The organism is Rhodovulum marinum, from assembly GCF_004343075.1.
Lineage (GTDB): Bacteria > Pseudomonadota > Alphaproteobacteria > Rhodobacterales > Rhodobacteraceae > Rhodovulum > Rhodovulum marinum.
Genome location: NZ_SLXP01000001.1, coordinates 100,407 through 116,465, shown reverse-complemented (window position 1 = coordinate 116,465; position 16,059 = coordinate 100,407). Strand labels below are relative to the sequence as shown.

Sequence of the window (16,059 nt, the reverse complement as noted above, 5' to 3'; positions counted from 1 at the left end):
CGGCCCCCCCGCCCCCCCCCCCCCGCCCCCCCCCGCCCCCTCGGGGCCGGCCGGGGCCCCCCCCCCCCCCCCCCCCCCCCCCCCCCCCCCCCCCCCCCCGGTCGCCTTGGCGAAGCCAAGGCGAAACCCGCCGGTTTGCGACCGCTTCAAAAATGACGCCCATACGCCTATAGTGCCGGCCATGATGCGTGTGCCCGCCCTCATCCTCGCCGCCACCCTGGCCCTCGGCCCCGCCGCCGCGCAGGACCCCGCACCCGCGCCCGCGCCCGATGGCGACATGCGCGAGGGCATCGACCTCCTGGGCGAGGGGATGCGGCTGTTCTTCCGGGGGCTCGGCGACGAGTTGGAACCGGCGCTGCGCGATCTGGCCGAGACGATGCAGCCCGCCATGAAGAAGCTGCTCGAAATCGTCGACGATTTCGACGCCTACGACCTGCCCGAACGGCTGCCCAATGGCGACATCATCATCCGCCGCAAACCCGATGCGCCACCGCTCGAAACCGCCCCCGAACCCGGCGCCGAGATCGAGATCTGAACCCGCCACCGGGCCCCGCGCGCCTCAATGCTTGCGCAGCTTGACCGTGGTTTCGACCCCCATCGCCTTGGCCAGCGACGCGAACCGCGCCTCGGCCACCTCGCCGAACAGCGGTTCGGCCGGCGCGGCCAGGATCAGTTCCAGCCGCTTCTTCTTGGGGAAATGGCGCAGTTCGGCCAGCGTGTCGGGCGCCTCGGACGAGAACATCGCGCCGAACCGCATCGCCTTGCCCAGCATTTCGGCCTCGCGCAGTTGCGCAGGCTCCAGCAGGTTGAACAGCGGCTCGAACCGGCTGCCCGCCCGGCTGTTCTTGTAGCGATGCAACAGCGACACGCCCAGGAACACCCGTTCCCAGTGTTCCAGCCCGCCCAGGTTGGCCCGCGTCGCGGTGTCGAAACAGACCTCGTGCCGGTAATCGGGATGCGCCCGCCAGGCGGTGTCGTGCAACAGGCAGGCGGCCTTGACCAGGCGTTTCTTCTCGGGGCCGATCGCGCCGAACAGCGGCAGCACGAAATTGTAAAGCCGCTTGCCGAATCCCGGAATCCGCGCCGATGTCGCCTCGGCAAAGCGGCAGGCCTCGGTCAGCGGGTCGCGGGCGCGCAGTTCGCTGGGCATCTGTTCGTACAACAACCCCTCGCGGATGCCATAGCTGGAGACCGCGATCTCGCGCGGTTTCAGATGCGCGACCAGCTTCTTCAACACCTGGCACGCCAGCGGCACCAGGCTCATCCGGTCGGCCGAGGTGCCGGTGCGCGCGCGTAACTCATCGGGGTCATTCGCCTCGATCCAGTCGATGGTGGCGCTCAGCGATTTCCGCGTCATCCGGTATTCGTGCAGCACCGTCAGCGGATAGCCCCGCCGTTCCATGTCAAGCCGCGCGATCGCCCGCCACGACCCGCCCACCAGGTACAGCCGCCGCGGCGCCTGCGGCAGGCCGGCGGCCAGCTTCTCGATCTCCTGGGCGATATAGGCGGTCAGCCCCTTCTTGCCGCCCTGGATATCGCGCAGCTTCAGCGGCCCCAGGGGCGAGGTCGCCCGCGCCCCCACCATGCCGCCCCTCAGTTCGGCCAGTTCCATCGACGAGCCGCCGATATCGCAGACGATCCCCTCGGCACCGGGCCAGCCCAGCAGGACACCCTGCGCCGACAGCCGCGCCTCCTCGGTGCCGTCGATCACCCAGGGCTTCAGCCCGGTCTCGCGCTCGATCTGGGCGCGGAACTCGGGGCCGTCCTCGGCATCGCGCATCGCCGCCGTCGCGACCACGGTCAGCGGGGCCGCGCCCATCGCCTGGCCCAGCAGGGCGAAGCGTTTCAGCGCCCCCAGCGCACGCCGCCGCCCCTCAGGCGACAGCCGCCCGGTTTCGCCCAGGCCCGCGCCCAGCCCGCACATCAGTTTCTCGTTGAAGAAATAGGCCGGGCTGCGCGCCGCGCCGTCGAACACCACCAGCCGCACCGAGTTCGATCCGATATCGACCACGCCAACGCGCGACAATGCCCGCGCCTCGGGGCCGCCGAACAACGGGCGGCCGAAGGGATCCCAAGCATCGGGGCGGTCTTCGCCGCTGCCGTCCATCTGCTGCCTTTCGCCCTGGGCGCCCCCGGACTCTGCCAAGGCCGTCCGCTCCCGTCAATCGGTCGCAGGCGCCAGCCGGGCCACATCCGCCGCGCCCGCCGTGCCGCGGCCCGAAAGCGACGGGGTTTCCATGAAGAACCTGTGACAGTTGAACGCGTCGGGGGCGGCCTTGACGCGCTGGAACCGCCCGTCGGGCTGCATCACCCAGCTTTGCGCCTCGTCGGCCAGATTCGCGGCCATGATCTGGTCGACGATCTGCGCCTTGACGGTCGGGTTGGTGCATTCCACCAGCGTTTCCACCCGCCGGTTCAGGTTGCGCCCCATCCAGTCCGCCGACGAGATGTAGACCCGCGCCTGCGGCGAGGGCAGCCCGTGCCCGTTGCCGAAACAGACGATGCGCGAATGTTCCAGGAATCGGCCGATGATCGACTTGACCCGGATGTTCTCGGACAGCCCCTTGATGCCGGGCCGTATGCCGCAGATGCCGCGCACCACCAGCTCGATCTTCACCCCAGCGGCCGAGGCGGCATACAGCGCGTCGATCACGTCGGGTTCGATCAGCGAATTCATCTTGGCCCAGATCCGCGCGGGCCGGCCGGCGCGGGCATGCTCGGACTCTTCCGCGATCCGTTGCAGCAGCGTCGATTTCAGCGATAGCGGCGAGATCGACAGGTTCTCCAGCCCCTCGGGTTCGGCATACCCGCCGATATAGTTGAACACCTTGGTCGCATCGCGCCCCAGTGCCGGGTCGCAGGTGAACAGCGACAGGTCGGTATAGATGCGCGCGGTGATCGGGTGATAGTTGCCGGTGCCGTAATGGGTATAGGTCACCAGCTGGTCACCCTCGCGCCGGACCACGGTGCTGATCTTGGCGTGGGTCTTGTAGTTGATGAACCCATAGACCACGTGCGCGCCCGACCGTTCCAGCCGCCGCGACTGGCGGATGTTGGCGGCCTCGTCGAATCGCGCCTTCAGTTCCACCAGCGCGGTCACCGACTTGCCGTCCTCGGCCGCCTCGCACAGCGCCTCGACGATCGGCGAATTCTTGGACGTGCGGTACAGTGTCTGCTTGATCGCCACCACGTCGGGATCGCGCGCGGCCTGTTGCAGGAACCGCACCACCATGTCGAAGGTTTCATAGGGGTGGTGCAACAGCATGTCCTTGTGCCGGATCGCCGAGAACATGTCGCCCTCGTGGTCCTGCACCCGTTCGGGCACGCGCGGCGTGAAGCTTTCCCACAGCAGGTCGCGCCGGTCGTCGATCACCAGTTCCGACAGGTCCGCCAGCCCGATCAACCCGCGCACCTCGATCACCTCTTCCTCGGTGATGTGCAGCTCGCGCATGATGACGCTGCGCAATTCCTCGGGCGCGCCGGCCGACATCTTCATGCGCACCACCTCACCGCGGCGGCGCCGTTTCAGCGCGACCTCGAACTCGCGCACCAGGTCCTCGGCCTCGTCCTCGACCTCCAGGTCGCTATCGCGCAGCACCCGGAAGGTACAGCTGCCCAACGCCCGGTAGCCCGGGAACAGCGATGACAGGTGGATCAGCAACAACTCTTCCAGCGGCAGGAACCGCGCCTGCCCCTCGCGGGCGGGCAGGCGGATGAACCGGTCGATCTGGTGCGGGATCGGCAACAGCGCCTGCAGGGGCTGGCTGTCGCGTTCGCGCTCCAGCTGAAGCGCCAGGCAGAAGCCTTCGTTCGGGATGAACGGGAAGGGGTGCGCCGGGTCGATGGCCAGCGGCGACAGCACCGGGAACACCTTGTGCAGGAAATGGTCGCGCAGATGCGCCCGGTCGCCCTTGGTCAGCCGCGACCGGGTCAGAAGGTGGATGTTCTCCTCCTCCATCAGCCGTTTCAGTCGGTTCCAGCTGGCCTGTTGCGCCTGCAACAGCTTGCGCGCGTCGCGGTCGATCAGCACCAGTTGCTCGGCCGGCGTCAGCCCGTCGGCGGCGGGCGTCGTGTTGCCCTTGTGCGCCAGTTCCCGCAGGCCCGCGACGCGCACCGTATAGAATTCGTCCAGGTTGGTGGCCGAGATCGACACGAAGCGCACCCGTTCCAGCAGCGGCACGCGCGGGTTGTCGGCCTCTTCCAGGACACGCCAGTTGAACCCCAGCCAGGACAGTTCACGGTTGAAGAACCGCTTTGGGCCGATCCGCTGGGGTTCGGGGATCTCGACGGGGGCGGGGAAGGGGGCTTTGAGGAAATCGGCCTGAGTCATGGCGGGGCTTATGAAAGGGGGATGTGACGGCTGAGTGACACTTATCGGCCCTCGGGCCCGGTCTTGTCCAGCACCGTGCGCGCAAGCGGGATACCCGGCTTGCGCCCGGTGGCCAGCGCCTCGCGGTCGATCGCCGCGACGGTTTCCGCGGCGGCCCCGAACGACCGCTCGATCCGTCCCACCAGATAGCCGATCAGGTCGGGTTTCACCGCGATCTGGCGGTCGGCGAACAGCTTGACCAGCACCGCCGCCAATAGCGCGTCGTCGGGCGGGTTCAGGTGAACGCTGGCGGTGGCCTGCATCCGGCTGGCCAGGTCGGGCAGCGCCAGCCCCCAGTCGCGCGGCGGCGTGCGTGCCGTGATCAGCAACGCGCCGCCCCCGGCCCGCAACAGGTTGTGCAGGTGGAACAGCGCCGCTTCGGCCGGGCCGTTGCCGCCGATGCACTGGGCGTTCTCGACCGCGACCGCGCCGGTTTCGGCCAGCGCGGGCAGGTCGGCCCCGGGCAGGTCGGCGGCATAGACCACCGCCGCGCCGCTCAGTTCCGCCCAGACATGGGCCAGATGGGTCTTGCCCGACCCCTCGGGGCCGATCAGCGCCAGCTTGCCCTCGGGCCAGCCGCGCCAGCCGTCGATCTGCGCCACGGCGATGTCGTTCGCCGGCGCCACGAAAAAGGCGGCGCGGCCCCGCGCGGGCCGCACGGGCAGGTCAAAGGCAAGCTGTCGGGCCATGTCAGGCGGCGTCCTCGTCGTCATCCCCGCCCGTCGCCGCGTCGTCGCGGTGCAGCGCCGTCAGGCCCCGGTACAGGCGGCTGTCCTTGTATTGCGCGATGGCAAAGCGCGCCATCACCCCCAGCGATGCGGCCACCGGCACCGCGACCATCATGCCGACGAAGCCGAAGACCGACCCGAAGGCCGACAGCGCGAAGATCAGCCAGACCGGGTGCAGCCCGACCGACCCCCCCACCAGTTTCGGCGTCAGCACGTTGCCCTCGATCATCTGGCCGGCGACGAAGATCGCCGCCGCGCCCGCGATGAACCACCACTCGCCCCAGAACTGGAACAGCGCCAGCCCCAGCGCCAGCGCGCCCCCGAAGATCGCGCCGACATAGGGGATGAACGAGATCAGCCCCGCGACGAATCCCACGATCAGCCCGTAATTCAGCCCCAACAGGCTTAGCGCGACGGCGTAATAAATCCCGAGGATCAGGCAGACCGTGCCCTGGCCGCGGATGAACCCGGCCAGCGTGCGGTCGATCTCGCCGGCCAGGCGGCGGATCACCGGCGCATGGTCCAGCGGCAACAGCTTGTCGACCTCGGCCACCATCCGGTCCCAGTCCATCAGCAGGTAGAATGTGATCACCGGGACCAGCACCACCAGAACCACCACGTTCACCACGCTGGCCAGCGAGGCGATCACCCCGTTCAGCAATTCGCCGCCCTTGGACCGCACGGTTTCGCCGATCCCGGCCAGGGTGCGCGACACCGCCGACCCGTTGTCTGTCAGCGATGGAAATCGCTCGGTCAGGAAGGCGTGGAAATGACCCGCAATGTCGGGCGCGGCATTGACCAGGCTGATCGCCTGCTGGATCAGGGTCGGCACGACGATCAGCGCGGCCAGCACGAAGATCACCAGCGCGCCCGCCGTGATCGTGACCGTGGCCCCCACCCGCGACAGCCCCGCCCGTTCCAGCCGGTCGGCCACCGGGTCCAGGAAATAGGCGACCGCCATGCCCACGATGAACGGCATGATGATGTCGCCCAGGAACCACAACAGGCCTAGGAACACCGCCGCGGCGATGCCCCAGTATTTCAGCTGTTCCCGGACCGGCAGGGCCATCTTTCCTCCTGGCTGCGCGCCTCTATCCTCTTCGCCCGGACGGGCCCCGCATGCAAGCGCGGCGCTTGTCTGGTCGTGCGCGATGACATAAGGGGTCGGCAACGCGAATTCACGAGGAAAAGGTCGAAAATGCGCCTGTCCCGCTACTTCCTGCCGGTCCTGAAGGAAACCCCGTCCGAGGCGCAGATCGCCAGCCACCGCCTGATGCTGCGGGCCGGCATGATCAAGCAGGCCAGCGCGGGCATCTATTCCTGGCTGCCTATGGGCTTCAAGGTGCTCAAGAAGATCGAGGCCATCGTCCACGAGGAACAGATGCGCGCGGGCCATATCCCGATGCTGATGCCGACGCTGCAATCGGCGGACCTCTGGCGCGAATCCGGCCGCTACGACGATTACGGCGAAGAGATGCTGCGCATCACCGACCGGCACGGGCGCGACATGCTTTACGGGCCGACGAACGAGGAACTGATCACCGACATCTTCCGGTCCCATGTCGGCAGCTACAAGGACCTGCCGCTGACGCTCTACCACATCCAGTGGAAGTTCCGCGACGAGATCCGCCCGCGGTTCGGCGTGATGCGGGGGCGCGAGTTCTACATGAAGGACGGCTACAATTTCGATATCGACTACGACAGCGCCATCCACGCCTATAACCGCCACATGGTCAGCTACCTGCGCACCTATGAACGCATGGGCCTGAAGGCGATCCCGATGCGCGCCGATTCCGGCCCCATCGGCGGCGACGACACCCACGAATTCCTGGTTCTCGCCGATACCGGCGAGTCCGAGGTGTTCTACGACAGCGCGATCCTCGACCTGACCCTGGGCGAGCGGAAGGTGAACTATGACGACCGCGGCGAATGCGCGGGGATCGTCAAGGAATGGACCACGCCCTATGCCCGCACCGACGAAACCCATGACCCCGCGCTGTACGCGGAAATCCCCGAGGCGCGGCGCAAATCCTCGCGCGGGATCGAGGTCGGCCAGATCTTCTATTTCGGCACCAAGTATTCCGAACCGATGGGCGCCACCGTCACCAACGACAAGGGCGAGCGCGTGCCGGTGCACATGGGCAGCCACGGCATCGGGGTTTCCCGCCTCGTCGGCGCCATCATCGAGGCCAGCCACGACGAGAAGGGCATCATCTGGCCCGAGGGCGTGACTCCCTTCCATTGCGGCATCGTCAACCTGAAACAGGGCGATGCCGAGGCCGACGCGGCCTGCGCGGGGATCTACAAGGCCCTGACCGACAAGGGGCTGGAACCCCTTTACGACGACCGCGAGGAACGCGCGGGCGCCAAGTTCGCCACGATGGACCTGATCGGGTTGCCGTGGCGGATCACCGTGGGCCCGCGCGGCCTGAAGAACGGGGTGGTGGAACTGACCTGCCGGCGCACCGGCGACAGCGAGGAAATGACCCCCGCCGCCGCGGTCGCCAAGGTCGCCGATATCTACGCCCCCCACGGCCCCGACGCCGCGCCGCACTGGGAACCGATGGCGAAATCCAGCTTCCACACCTGGCTCTGATCCGGGCGGCACGCGCCCGGCCCGGGCGCGTGCCGCCCCACGCCCGCCTTGCGTCTGGACAGCCCGGCCAAAGCCGGGTAAAGCCGCGGCCCATGACATGCCGCGTTCCCAGCCTGCGCCGACGCCGCAGCCGTTCCTGAGACGGCCGCCCCCGCGTGCGCCAACGCGTCCCCCTTCACCCTCGTTGACTCGACCCCGGCCGTGGGGCACCCCTATGGCTTCGTTCCCAGAGGATTTTCCCGATGATCCCCTCCATCCTGCCGACCTATAACCGCGCGCCCCTCGAATTCGAGCGGGGCGAAGGCACCTGGCTGATCGCCACGGACGGCACCCGATATCTGGATTTCGGCGCGGGGATCGCGGTGAACGCGCTGGGCCATGCCCACCCCGCGCTGGTGGCCGCCCTGACCGACCAGGCGGGCAAGCTGTGGCACCTGTCGAACCTCTACCGCATCCCCGAACAGCAGGCCCTGGCCGATGCGCTTGTCGCGGCGACCTTCGCCGATACGGCGTTCTTCACCAATTCCGGCACCGAGGCTTGCGAACTGGCGGTCAAGATGGCGCGGAAATACTGGTACGACAAAGGCCAGCCGGATCGCGTGAACATCGTCACCTTCGCCGGTTGCTTCCACGGCCGGTCCTCGGCCGCGATCGCCGCCGCCGGCACCGAGAAGATGGTGAAGGGGTTCGGCCCGCTTCTGCCCGGTTTCGTGCACCTGCCGTTCCCGGCCCATGGCGACGAGCTGACCGGGGCCATCGACGACACCGTGGCCGCGGTGATGATCGAACCCGTACAGGGCGAGGGCGGCATCCGCCCGCTGCCCGATGCCTGCCTCAAGGGCCTGCGCGATCTCTGCGACGAAACCGGCGCGCTGCTGATCTTCGACGAGGTGCAGTGCGGCATGGGCCGCACGGGCCGGCTCTTCGCCCATGAATGGGCCGGCGTGGCGCCCGACATCATGATGGTGGCCAAGGGCATCGGCGGTGGCTTCCCGCTGGGCGCGGTGCTGGCGACCGAGGCGGCCGCGGCCGGCATGACACCCGGCACGCACGGGTCCACCTATGGCGGCAACCCGCTGGCCTGCGCGGTCGGCAAGGCGGTGCTGGACATCGTGGGCGACCCCGCCTTCCTGGACGCGGTGAACCGCAAGGCCGGCCTGCTGCGCCAGCGGCTGGAGGGGCTGGTCGCGGCCCATCCCGACGTGTTCGAACAGGTGCGCGGCGCGGGGCTGATGCTGGGCCTGAAATGCAGGGTGCCGGCCGCCGATCTGGTGCAGGCGGGCTATGCGCAACACCTGCTGACGGTGCCCGCCGCCGACAACGTGGTGAGGCTCTTGCCGCCGCTGACCGTCACCGAGGAAGACATCGCCGAGGCCGTGGCCCGGCTGGACGCGGCCGCGTCGGCCGTCACCCCGAAGGAGGCCGACACATGAGCCATTTCCTGGACATCAACACGACCGAGCCCGCCGCGCTGCGGGCGATGATCGACCAGGCCCGCGCGATGAAGGACGCCCGCGCCGGCCGGCCCCGGGGCGCGCCCGATGACGACCAGCCGCTGGCGGGCCGCATGGTGGCGCTGATCTTCGAGAAACCCTCGACCCGGACCCGGATCAGCTTCGACGTGGGCGTGCGGCAACTGGGCGGGCAGTCGATGGTGCTGTCGGGGGCCGACATGCAGCTGGGCCATGGCGAGACCATCGCCGATACCGCCCGCGTGCTGTCGCGCTATGTCGACCTGATCATGATCCGCACCTTCGAAGAGGCCACGCTGCACGAGATGGCGGAATATGCCAGCGTGCCGGTGATCAACGGCCTGACCAACCGCAGCCACCCCTGCCAGATCATGGCCGACATCCTGACCTTCGAGGAACACCGCGGGCCGATCGCGGGGCGCAAGGTGGTGTGGTCGGGCGACGGCAACAATGTCTGCGCGTCCTTCATCCACGCCGCGGGGCAGTTCGGCTTCGACTTCACCTTCACCGGGCCGCCGACGCTCGACCCCGAACGCGTGTTCGTCGAAGAGGCGCGGGAAAAGGGCGTGCGCGTCGAGATCGAGCGCGATCCGATGACGGCGGTCGAGGCGGCGGACCTCGTGGTGACGGATACCTGGGTCAGCATGCACGACCCGCAATCCGCGCGCGAGCGGCGGCACAACCAGCTGCGCCCCTACCAGGTGACCGAGCGGCTGATGGCGGCGGCCAAGCCCGACGCCTTGTTCATGCACTGCCTGCCCGCCCATCGCGACGAAGAGGCGACCAGCGCGGTGATGGACGGGCCCCATTCGGTGATCTTCGACGAGGCCGAGAACCGGCTGCACGCACAAAAGGCGATCATGCGCTACTGCCTGGGCGTTTGACGGGGCGGGGGCGCTCCCGCCCCCGGTCCGCACGGGGCTTCGCCCCGCTTGCCCGGCGTTGGGCGTGGCGCGCGGCCCCGTGGGCCGCGCGCGCCTCCGGCGGGCGTCGTTCCACCGGGAAAAGCACGGGGGCGCCCGGGGAATAGAGCGCCCGCCCGAGGGACCGGCCGCAGGGCCGGGCCCGAGAGGAAAGGCTTGCGCCGCAGGCGCGCAACTGGATTGCCGGCGTTCAGCTTCGCCGTTTCGCCCGCAGCGTGGGGTCGGCGGATGTCGGGTCCTCGGGCCAGGGATGCCTGGGGTAGCGGCCGCGCATGTCCTTGCGCACATCGGCATAGGAATTGGCCCAGAACCCCGGCAGGTCGGTCGTGACCTGCACCGGGCGCCCGGCCGGTGACAGCAGCGTGATGCGCAGCGGCAGCCGCTTGGGGCCGACCGTGGGGTGGTCCGTCACGCCGAACAGTTCCTGCAGGCGCAGCGCGATCTGCGGCGTCTCGCCGTCGTAATCGACGGGAACCTTTCGTCCCAGCGGCGTTTCGAACTGTGCCGGGGCCAGCCGGTCCAGCGCCTGTTGCTGGTCCCAGGACAGCATCCCGCGCAGCGCGGGCAGCGGGTCGTGGCGTTTCAGGTCCTCGGCGGTCCGCACGCCGGTGACATGCGGCAACAGCCAGTCTTCCAGCGTCTCCATCAGCGCCGCGTCCGACATCGCGGGCAGGTCAGCCCCCTCGGCGCGCAGCAGCTCCACCCGCGCCCGGAACCGCCGCGCGGCGTCGCTCCACGGCAGGCCAAGCGCGCGCACACCCTCCAGCGCGGCGCGGGCCATGGCTTCGGGCGGGGCGTCGGTCCAGGCGCGATCCTCCAGCACCAGCGCGCCGAACCGTTCCTCGCGGCGCGCCCGCACGCGGTTTTCCCGCCGCGACCAGGTGCAGGCCTGGTGCCAGGCGATGGCCGCGCCGTGCACGGCGCGCAGCTCGGCCTCGCTCAGGGGGGCGGCCAGCCGCACCTTGGCCTCGCGCGTGTCCCCGTCGAGGTCGAGCGCCACGATCAGCCGCTGGCCCGCCAGCGCGTCGGCCGCGTCCAGCACCGCGCCCTTGCCGCCCGACAGCACGTAACGCGGCGCGTCGCCCTTGCGGCGCAGCCCCACCCGGTCGGGATAGGCCAGCGCCGCCATCTCGCCCACCGACATCCTGCGCGGCGGGGCGGGGGCGCGGGCGGCCAGCCGGTCGGCCTCGGCGCGGATGCGCTTCAGCGCCGCGCGGTCCGGGGGCACCGGGTGGTCCGCCCCGGCGGTCTCCAGCGCGCGCAGCCGCAGCCCCACGTCGCTTCCCGCCCCGCGCAGCGGGTCCCGCTCTTCCAGCAGCGCGGCCAGCGGCGCCGCCTGTGTCCCCGCCGCCAGCAGCAGGTGGCCCAGCCGCGGATGCACCGGCAGCGCGGCCAGCGCGCGGCCGTGACCGGTGATCCGCCCGTGCCCGTCCAGCGCGCCCAGCCCCGCCAGAAGCGCGCGCGCCTCGGCGAAGGCGCCGGGGTTGGGCGCGGTCAGGAACGCCATCGCCGCCGGGTCGTCCGCCCCCCACAGCGCCAGGTCCAGCGCAAGGCCCGTCAGGTCGCCCGCCTCGATCTCGGCGGGCGGGTAGGGGGCCAGCGCCCCCTCTTCGCCGCGGGTCCACAGCCGGTAACAGACCCCCGGGGCCACCCGCCCCGCGCGGCCCCGGCGCTGGTCGGCCTCGGCCCGGGTCACCCGTTCGGTCACCAGCCGCGCCATGCCGGAATTCGGGTCGAACCGCGCCCGCCGCGCCCGGCCGGCATCGACCACCACGCGCACATCCTCGATGGTCAGCGAGGTTTCGGCGATGGACGTGGCCAGCACCACCTTTCGCCCCTGTTCCGCCGGGCGGATCGCGGCGCGTTGCTCGGCGAAGGGCAGCGCGCCGTAAAGCGGGCGGATATCGCACCCCGCGGGCAGCCGCCCCGCCAGCGCGGCGGCGCACCGGCGGATCTCGCCCTCGCCGGGCAGGAAGACCAGCACGCCGCCCTCGGTCTCGGCCACGGCCCGGCCCACCAGGTCGGCGGCGGCCTCGGCCAGCCGTGCGCCCTTGGGCAGGGGCCGGTCCAGCCAGCGCGTCTCGACCGGAAAGGCCCGGCCCTCGGACGTCACCACCGGCGCGTCGTCCATCAACGCGGCCACCGGCGCGGCGTCCAGCGTGGCCGACATCACCAGCAGCACCAGGTCCTCGCGCAGCGCCTCGCGCACCTCCCAGGCGAGCGCCAGCCCCAGGTCGGCGTTCAGCGAGCGTTCGTGGAACTCGTCGAAGATCACCGCGCCGATGCCGTCCAGCCCCGGATCGGACTGGATCATCCGGGTCAGGATGCCCTCGGTCACCACCTCGATCCGGGTGGCACGCCCCACCCTTGTCTCGCCCCGGATGCGATAGCCGACCGTCTGCCCGACCTTTTCGCCCAGGGTTTCGGCCATCCGTTCGGCCGCCGCCCGCGCCGCCAGGCGGCGCGGCTCCAGCATCACGATGCGGCCCGGCGCCAGCCCCGCCTGCAACAGCGCCAGCGGCACCCGCGTGGTCTTGCCCGCGCCGGGGGGCGCCTGCAGCACGGCGCGCCCCGCGCGGCTCAGCGCCGCGATCAGGTCGGGCAGGGCATCGTCGATCGGCAAGGGAACCATGGGTCCGCTATATGGGCGATTCCGCGCGGGGCGGCCAGAGGGCTGGACAGCCCCGCCCGCACGCGGCAAGACAGGCGCGCCCCCGTATCGGAGCCGCCGATGGATACCGACGAGCTTGCACAGCGCCTCCGCGCCGGCGAACGCCGGGCGCTGGCCCGCGCGATCACCCTGGTCGAAAGCGGCCGCACCGATCACCGCGAACAGGCGCAGGCGCTCCTGGATGCGCTGGCCGCGACGCCGGGCCACGCGCTGCGGCTGGGGCTGTCGGGCACGCCCGGCGTCGGCAAGTCGACCTTCATCGAGGCATTCGGCACGCTTCTGACCGGGCAGGGGCACAAGGTCGCCGTTCTGGCCGTCGATCCCAGTTCCGCGCGCTCGGGCGGGTCGATCCTGGGCGACAAGACCCGGATGGAACGCCTGTCGCGCGATCCCAACGCCTTCATCCGCCCCTCGCCCAGCCAGTCGGCGCTGGGCGGCGTGGCGCGCCGCACCCGCGAGGCGGTAAGCCTGTGCGAGGCGGCCGGTTTCGACATCGTGCTGATCGAAACCGTGGGCGTGGGCCAGTCCGAAACCATGGTCGCCGAGATGACCGACCTGTTCATCCTGCTGATGGCGCCCGCCGGCGGCGACGAATTGCAAGGCGTCAAGCGCGGCATCATGGAAATGGCCGACCTGATCCTGGTGAACAAGGCCGATGGCGACCTGAAACCGGCCGCCGAACGCACGCGGGCCGATTACGCGGGTGCGCTGCAACTGTTGCGCCGCCGCCCGCAGGATCCCGACGGCTTCCCCAAGGCGATCTGCGTCTCGGCGCTGGAACAGGCCGGGCTGGCGCAGGCCTGGGCCGACATGCAGGCGCTGGCCGAGTGGCGGCGTGAAAACGGCCATTTCGACGCGCGCCGCGCCGCCCAGGCACGCTATTGGTTCGCCGAAGAGGTGCGCCGCGGGCTGCTTGCGCGGCTGGACACCGACGCGCAGGTGCGCGCCCGCATGGACAGGCTGGGCGCCGCGGTCGCCGCGGGCGAGATCACCGTCGCCCGCGCCTCGGCCGAGATGCTGGCCCTGCTGGGGGCGGCCCCGTGAAGCCGTTCCTCGTGCTGCAACTGCGCCCCGAGACCGAGGCCTCCGACGACGAGTTCGCCGCGATTTTGCGCAAGGGCGGGCTGCGCCCCGACCAGGCCCACCGCATCCGTCTGGACCGCGACCCGATCCCCGAAGGCCTGACGCTCGACGCCTATTCCGGGGTGATCGTGGGCGGCGGGCCGGGCTGCGTGTCCGACCCCGAGGACGCGAAATCCCCCGTCGAAAAGGCGATCGAAACCGCCGTCATGGGCCTCATGCCCGAGATCACGGCGCGCGATTTCCCCTTCATGGGCTGCTGTTACGGCATCGGCATCCTCGCCCATCACCTGGGCGCCGAGGTGTCCAAGCGGCGCTATTCCGAACCCGTGGGCGCGACCACCTGCACGCTGACCCCGGCGGGCCGCGCCGACCCGCTTCTGGCCGATGTGCCCGACCGCTTCCGCGCCTTCGTCGGCCACAAGGAGGCGGTGCAGGACCTGCCCCGGGGCTGTGCGCATCTTCTGGCGTCGGACCCGTGCCCGTTCCAGATGATCCGCTACGGCGAAAACGTCTATGCCACCCAGTTCCACCCCGAGGCCGACAGCGACGGGTTCGAGCTGCGCATCCGCATCTACAAGGACCGCGGCTATTTCCCGCCCGAAACCGCCGCGGATCTGGTGGCGATGTGCCGGGCCGAGGACGTGCGCGTGCCCGAGATCGTGCTGAAACGCTTCGTGGATCGCTACGCGCGCGGCTAGGGACCGTGCGGGGTCGCGTAGGGTGGGGGCCAACCCACCGCCCCGACCGGCGCGCGCCGGGCATGAATCGCTTGACGCCCTGCCGGATTGCCCTTATGGCACCCGGACGGAATTTGCGGCGCTGCCCCGGGCGGCGCCGGTTGCTTTATCGAGACGAGGAACACACCCATGTCGCGCGTCTGCGAACTGACCGGAAAAGGCCCGATGACTGGCAACAATGTCAGCCACGCCAACAACAAGACCAAGCGCCGGTTCCTGCCGAACCTGAACGACGTGACGCTGATCTCCGACACGCTGGGCCGGTCGTTCAAGCTGCGCGTCTCGGCCTCGGCGCTGCGCACCGTCGACCACCGCGGCGGTCTCGACGCCTTCCTGGCCAAGGCCAGCGATGCCGAACTGTCGGACAAGGCGCTGAAGATCAAGAAAGACATCGAAAAGGCCCAGGCGGCCGCCTGACCCTTCGATCCCGGTAAGTCCCGGTTACGGATAGAACGGCCCCGCGCCCCCGCGCGGGGCCGTTTCGCGTGGCCGGCACCGCGCCGCCCCGGCGGGCATGGTGCGATTCTTCTTTCCCGGTCCGGTGCGGCGGCCTAGAACGGGGGCGATGCGACATCTGCGCCCCGCCCTTGCCCTTTGCCTCGCGCTGGCTCTCGGGTTTGCCTCGCTCGGCCTTGCGATGGCGCGCGGCCAGGCCGCGCCGGCGGGCACGGTCGTGATCTGCACCGGGATGGGGCTGCAGGCGATCGACATCGACGCCGACGGCAACCCGGTCGGCCCCGCGCATCCCTGTCCCGACGGTCTGGCGGCGCTGGCCGCCCTGGTCGCGCCGGCCCCGGCGCTGCCCGGGCGCGGGATGCGCCTTGTGGCGATGGCCGCGCCGGCTGTGGCGGGCCTGCCCGCGGGCCGCGCCGGTGCCGCGCCCCGCTCGCGCGGGCCGCCGCGCGCCATGGCCTGACCCGCACAGACCCAAACCCGACGACACCAGAACACAGGAGGGACCGATGTCCCCGAAATCCATGCTTTTCGCAGGCGCCCTTGCGCTTCTGCCCGCTCTTCCCGCGCTGGCCGGTGATATCGCCGTCCAGGACCCGTATGCGCGCGCCTCGACCATGATGTCGAAATCCGGCGCGGCCTTCATGACGCTGGTCAATACCGGTACCCAGGACGACCGGCTTGTCGCCGCCGCCTCGGACGTCGCCGCCAAGGTCGAGCTGCACACCCATGTCGCCGCCGAGGGCGGCGTGATGAAGATGGTCGAGGTCGAGGAAGGTTTCCCCATCCCCGCCGGCGGCACCCGCGACCTGAAACGCGGCGGCGACCATGTCATGTTCCTTGGCCTGACCCGGCCGCTGGAACAGGGCGATACGGTCACCGTGACGCTGACCTTCGAAAAGGCGGGCGAGATGACCGTCGAAATCCCCGTCGACCTGACCCGCGACCCGATGGGCGGCGGCATGCAGATGAAGAAGATGGGGAACTGATCCCCGCGCCCGGCCCGGCCCCCGCCAGGCCGGGCGCC

At 70.3% G+C, this 16,059-nt stretch carries 14 protein-coding genes; 9 read left to right on the top strand and 5 right to left on the bottom strand.

The genetic code is table 11. The features are described 5' to 3' along the window. Positions 1 to 181 precede the first annotated feature (181 nt). Positions 182 to 535 carry an AAA+ family ATPase gene (locus EV662_RS00620; RefSeq protein ID WP_132460196.1) on the top strand — a complete coding sequence of 118 codons (354 nt, stop codon included), beginning with the start codon at positions 182 to 184 and terminating at the stop codon, positions 533 to 535. A 24-nt stretch (positions 536 to 559) separates the two neighbouring features. Here EV662_RS00620 and EV662_RS00615 read toward each other — a convergent pair whose 3' ends face one another. Genes EV662_RS00615 through EV662_RS00600 form a run of 4 tightly spaced genes read right to left on the bottom strand, consistent with a single transcriptional unit; the run spans position 560 to position 6,166 of the window. Then, positions 560 to 2,107: a Ppx/GppA family phosphatase gene (locus EV662_RS00615; protein ID WP_132460662.1), complete on the bottom strand. Its 1,548-nt coding sequence runs from the start codon at positions 2,105 to 2,107 to the stop codon at positions 560 to 562. A 54-nt stretch (positions 2,108 to 2,161) separates the two neighbouring features. Next, positions 2,162 to 4,330, bottom strand: coding sequence for an RNA degradosome polyphosphate kinase (locus EV662_RS00610; RefSeq protein ID WP_132460195.1), 2,169 nt, complete (start codon positions 4,328 to 4,330; stop codon positions 2,162 to 2,164). A gap of 41 nt (positions 4,331 to 4,371) precedes the next feature. Then, positions 4,372 to 5,058 (bottom strand): P-loop NTPase family protein, encoded by a 687-nt coding sequence (locus EV662_RS00605; protein ID WP_132460194.1) that lies wholly within the window; start codon positions 5,056 to 5,058, stop codon positions 4,372 to 4,374. A 1-nt stretch (position 5,059) separates the two neighbouring features. Next, positions 5,060 to 6,166: an AI-2E family transporter gene (locus EV662_RS00600; protein ID WP_132460193.1), complete on the bottom strand. Its 1,107-nt coding sequence runs from the start codon at positions 6,164 to 6,166 to the stop codon at positions 5,060 to 5,062. Between the two features lie 129 nt (positions 6,167 to 6,295). Between EV662_RS00600 and proS the strand changes: the two genes are divergently transcribed. The 3 genes from proS to argF all read left to right on the top strand — a co-directional run bounded on the left by proS (position 6,296) and on the right by argF (position 10,049). Further along, the gene (proS, locus tag EV662_RS00595) at positions 6,296 to 7,693 is read left to right on the top strand and encodes a proline--tRNA ligase (RefSeq protein ID WP_132460192.1); all 1,398 of its coding nucleotides are present in this window, start codon (positions 6,296 to 6,298) and stop codon (positions 7,691 to 7,693) included. 242 nt (positions 7,694 to 7,935) lie between these two features. Next, positions 7,936 to 9,126: an aspartate aminotransferase family protein gene (locus tag EV662_RS00590; RefSeq protein ID WP_132460191.1), complete on the top strand. Its 1,191-nt coding sequence runs from the start codon at positions 7,936 to 7,938 to the stop codon at positions 9,124 to 9,126. Further along, entirely contained in the window at positions 9,123 to 10,049 is a 927-nt protein-coding gene (gene argF, locus EV662_RS00585; RefSeq protein ID WP_132460190.1) for an ornithine carbamoyltransferase, read from the top strand. The genes EV662_RS00590 and argF overlap by 4 nt, the downstream gene beginning before the upstream one ends. 229 nt (positions 10,050 to 10,278) lie before the next feature. On the opposite strand, the gene hrpB is transcribed toward argF, so the two are convergent. Then, positions 10,279 to 12,720, bottom strand: a complete 2,442-nt coding sequence (hrpB, locus tag EV662_RS00580) for an ATP-dependent helicase HrpB (protein ID WP_132460189.1) — start codon at positions 12,718 to 12,720, stop codon at positions 10,279 to 10,281. A 99-nt stretch (positions 12,721 to 12,819) separates the two neighbouring features. Here hrpB and meaB point away from each other — a divergent pair, with 99 nt between their 5' ends. The 5 genes from meaB to EV662_RS00555 all read left to right on the top strand — a co-directional run bounded on the left by meaB (position 12,820) and on the right by EV662_RS00555 (position 16,021). Then, the gene (meaB, locus tag EV662_RS00575; RefSeq protein ID WP_132460188.1) at positions 12,820 to 13,803 is read left to right on the top strand and encodes a methylmalonyl Co-A mutase-associated GTPase MeaB; all 984 of its coding nucleotides are present in this window, start codon (positions 12,820 to 12,822) and stop codon (positions 13,801 to 13,803) included. Then, positions 13,800 to 14,540, top strand: a complete 741-nt coding sequence (locus EV662_RS00570; RefSeq protein WP_132460187.1) for a glutamine amidotransferase — start codon at positions 13,800 to 13,802, stop codon at positions 14,538 to 14,540. The genes meaB and EV662_RS00570 overlap by 4 nt, the downstream gene beginning before the upstream one ends. 168 nt (positions 14,541 to 14,708) lie before the next feature. Continuing rightward, entirely contained in the window at positions 14,709 to 14,996 is a 288-nt protein-coding gene (rpmB, locus tag EV662_RS00565) for a 50S ribosomal protein L28 (protein WP_132460186.1), read from the top strand. A 148-nt stretch (positions 14,997 to 15,144) separates the two neighbouring features. Further along, on the top strand, positions 15,145 to 15,495 hold the full coding sequence (locus EV662_RS00560) for a hypothetical protein (protein WP_132460185.1): 351 nt from the start codon (positions 15,145 to 15,147) through the stop codon (positions 15,493 to 15,495). 46 nt (positions 15,496 to 15,541) lie between these two features. Next, positions 15,542 to 16,021 carry a copper chaperone PCu(A)C gene (locus EV662_RS00555; protein ID WP_132460184.1) on the top strand — a complete coding sequence of 160 codons (480 nt, stop codon included), beginning with the start codon at positions 15,542 to 15,544 and terminating at the stop codon, positions 16,019 to 16,021. Positions 16,022 to 16,059 lie beyond the last annotated feature (38 nt).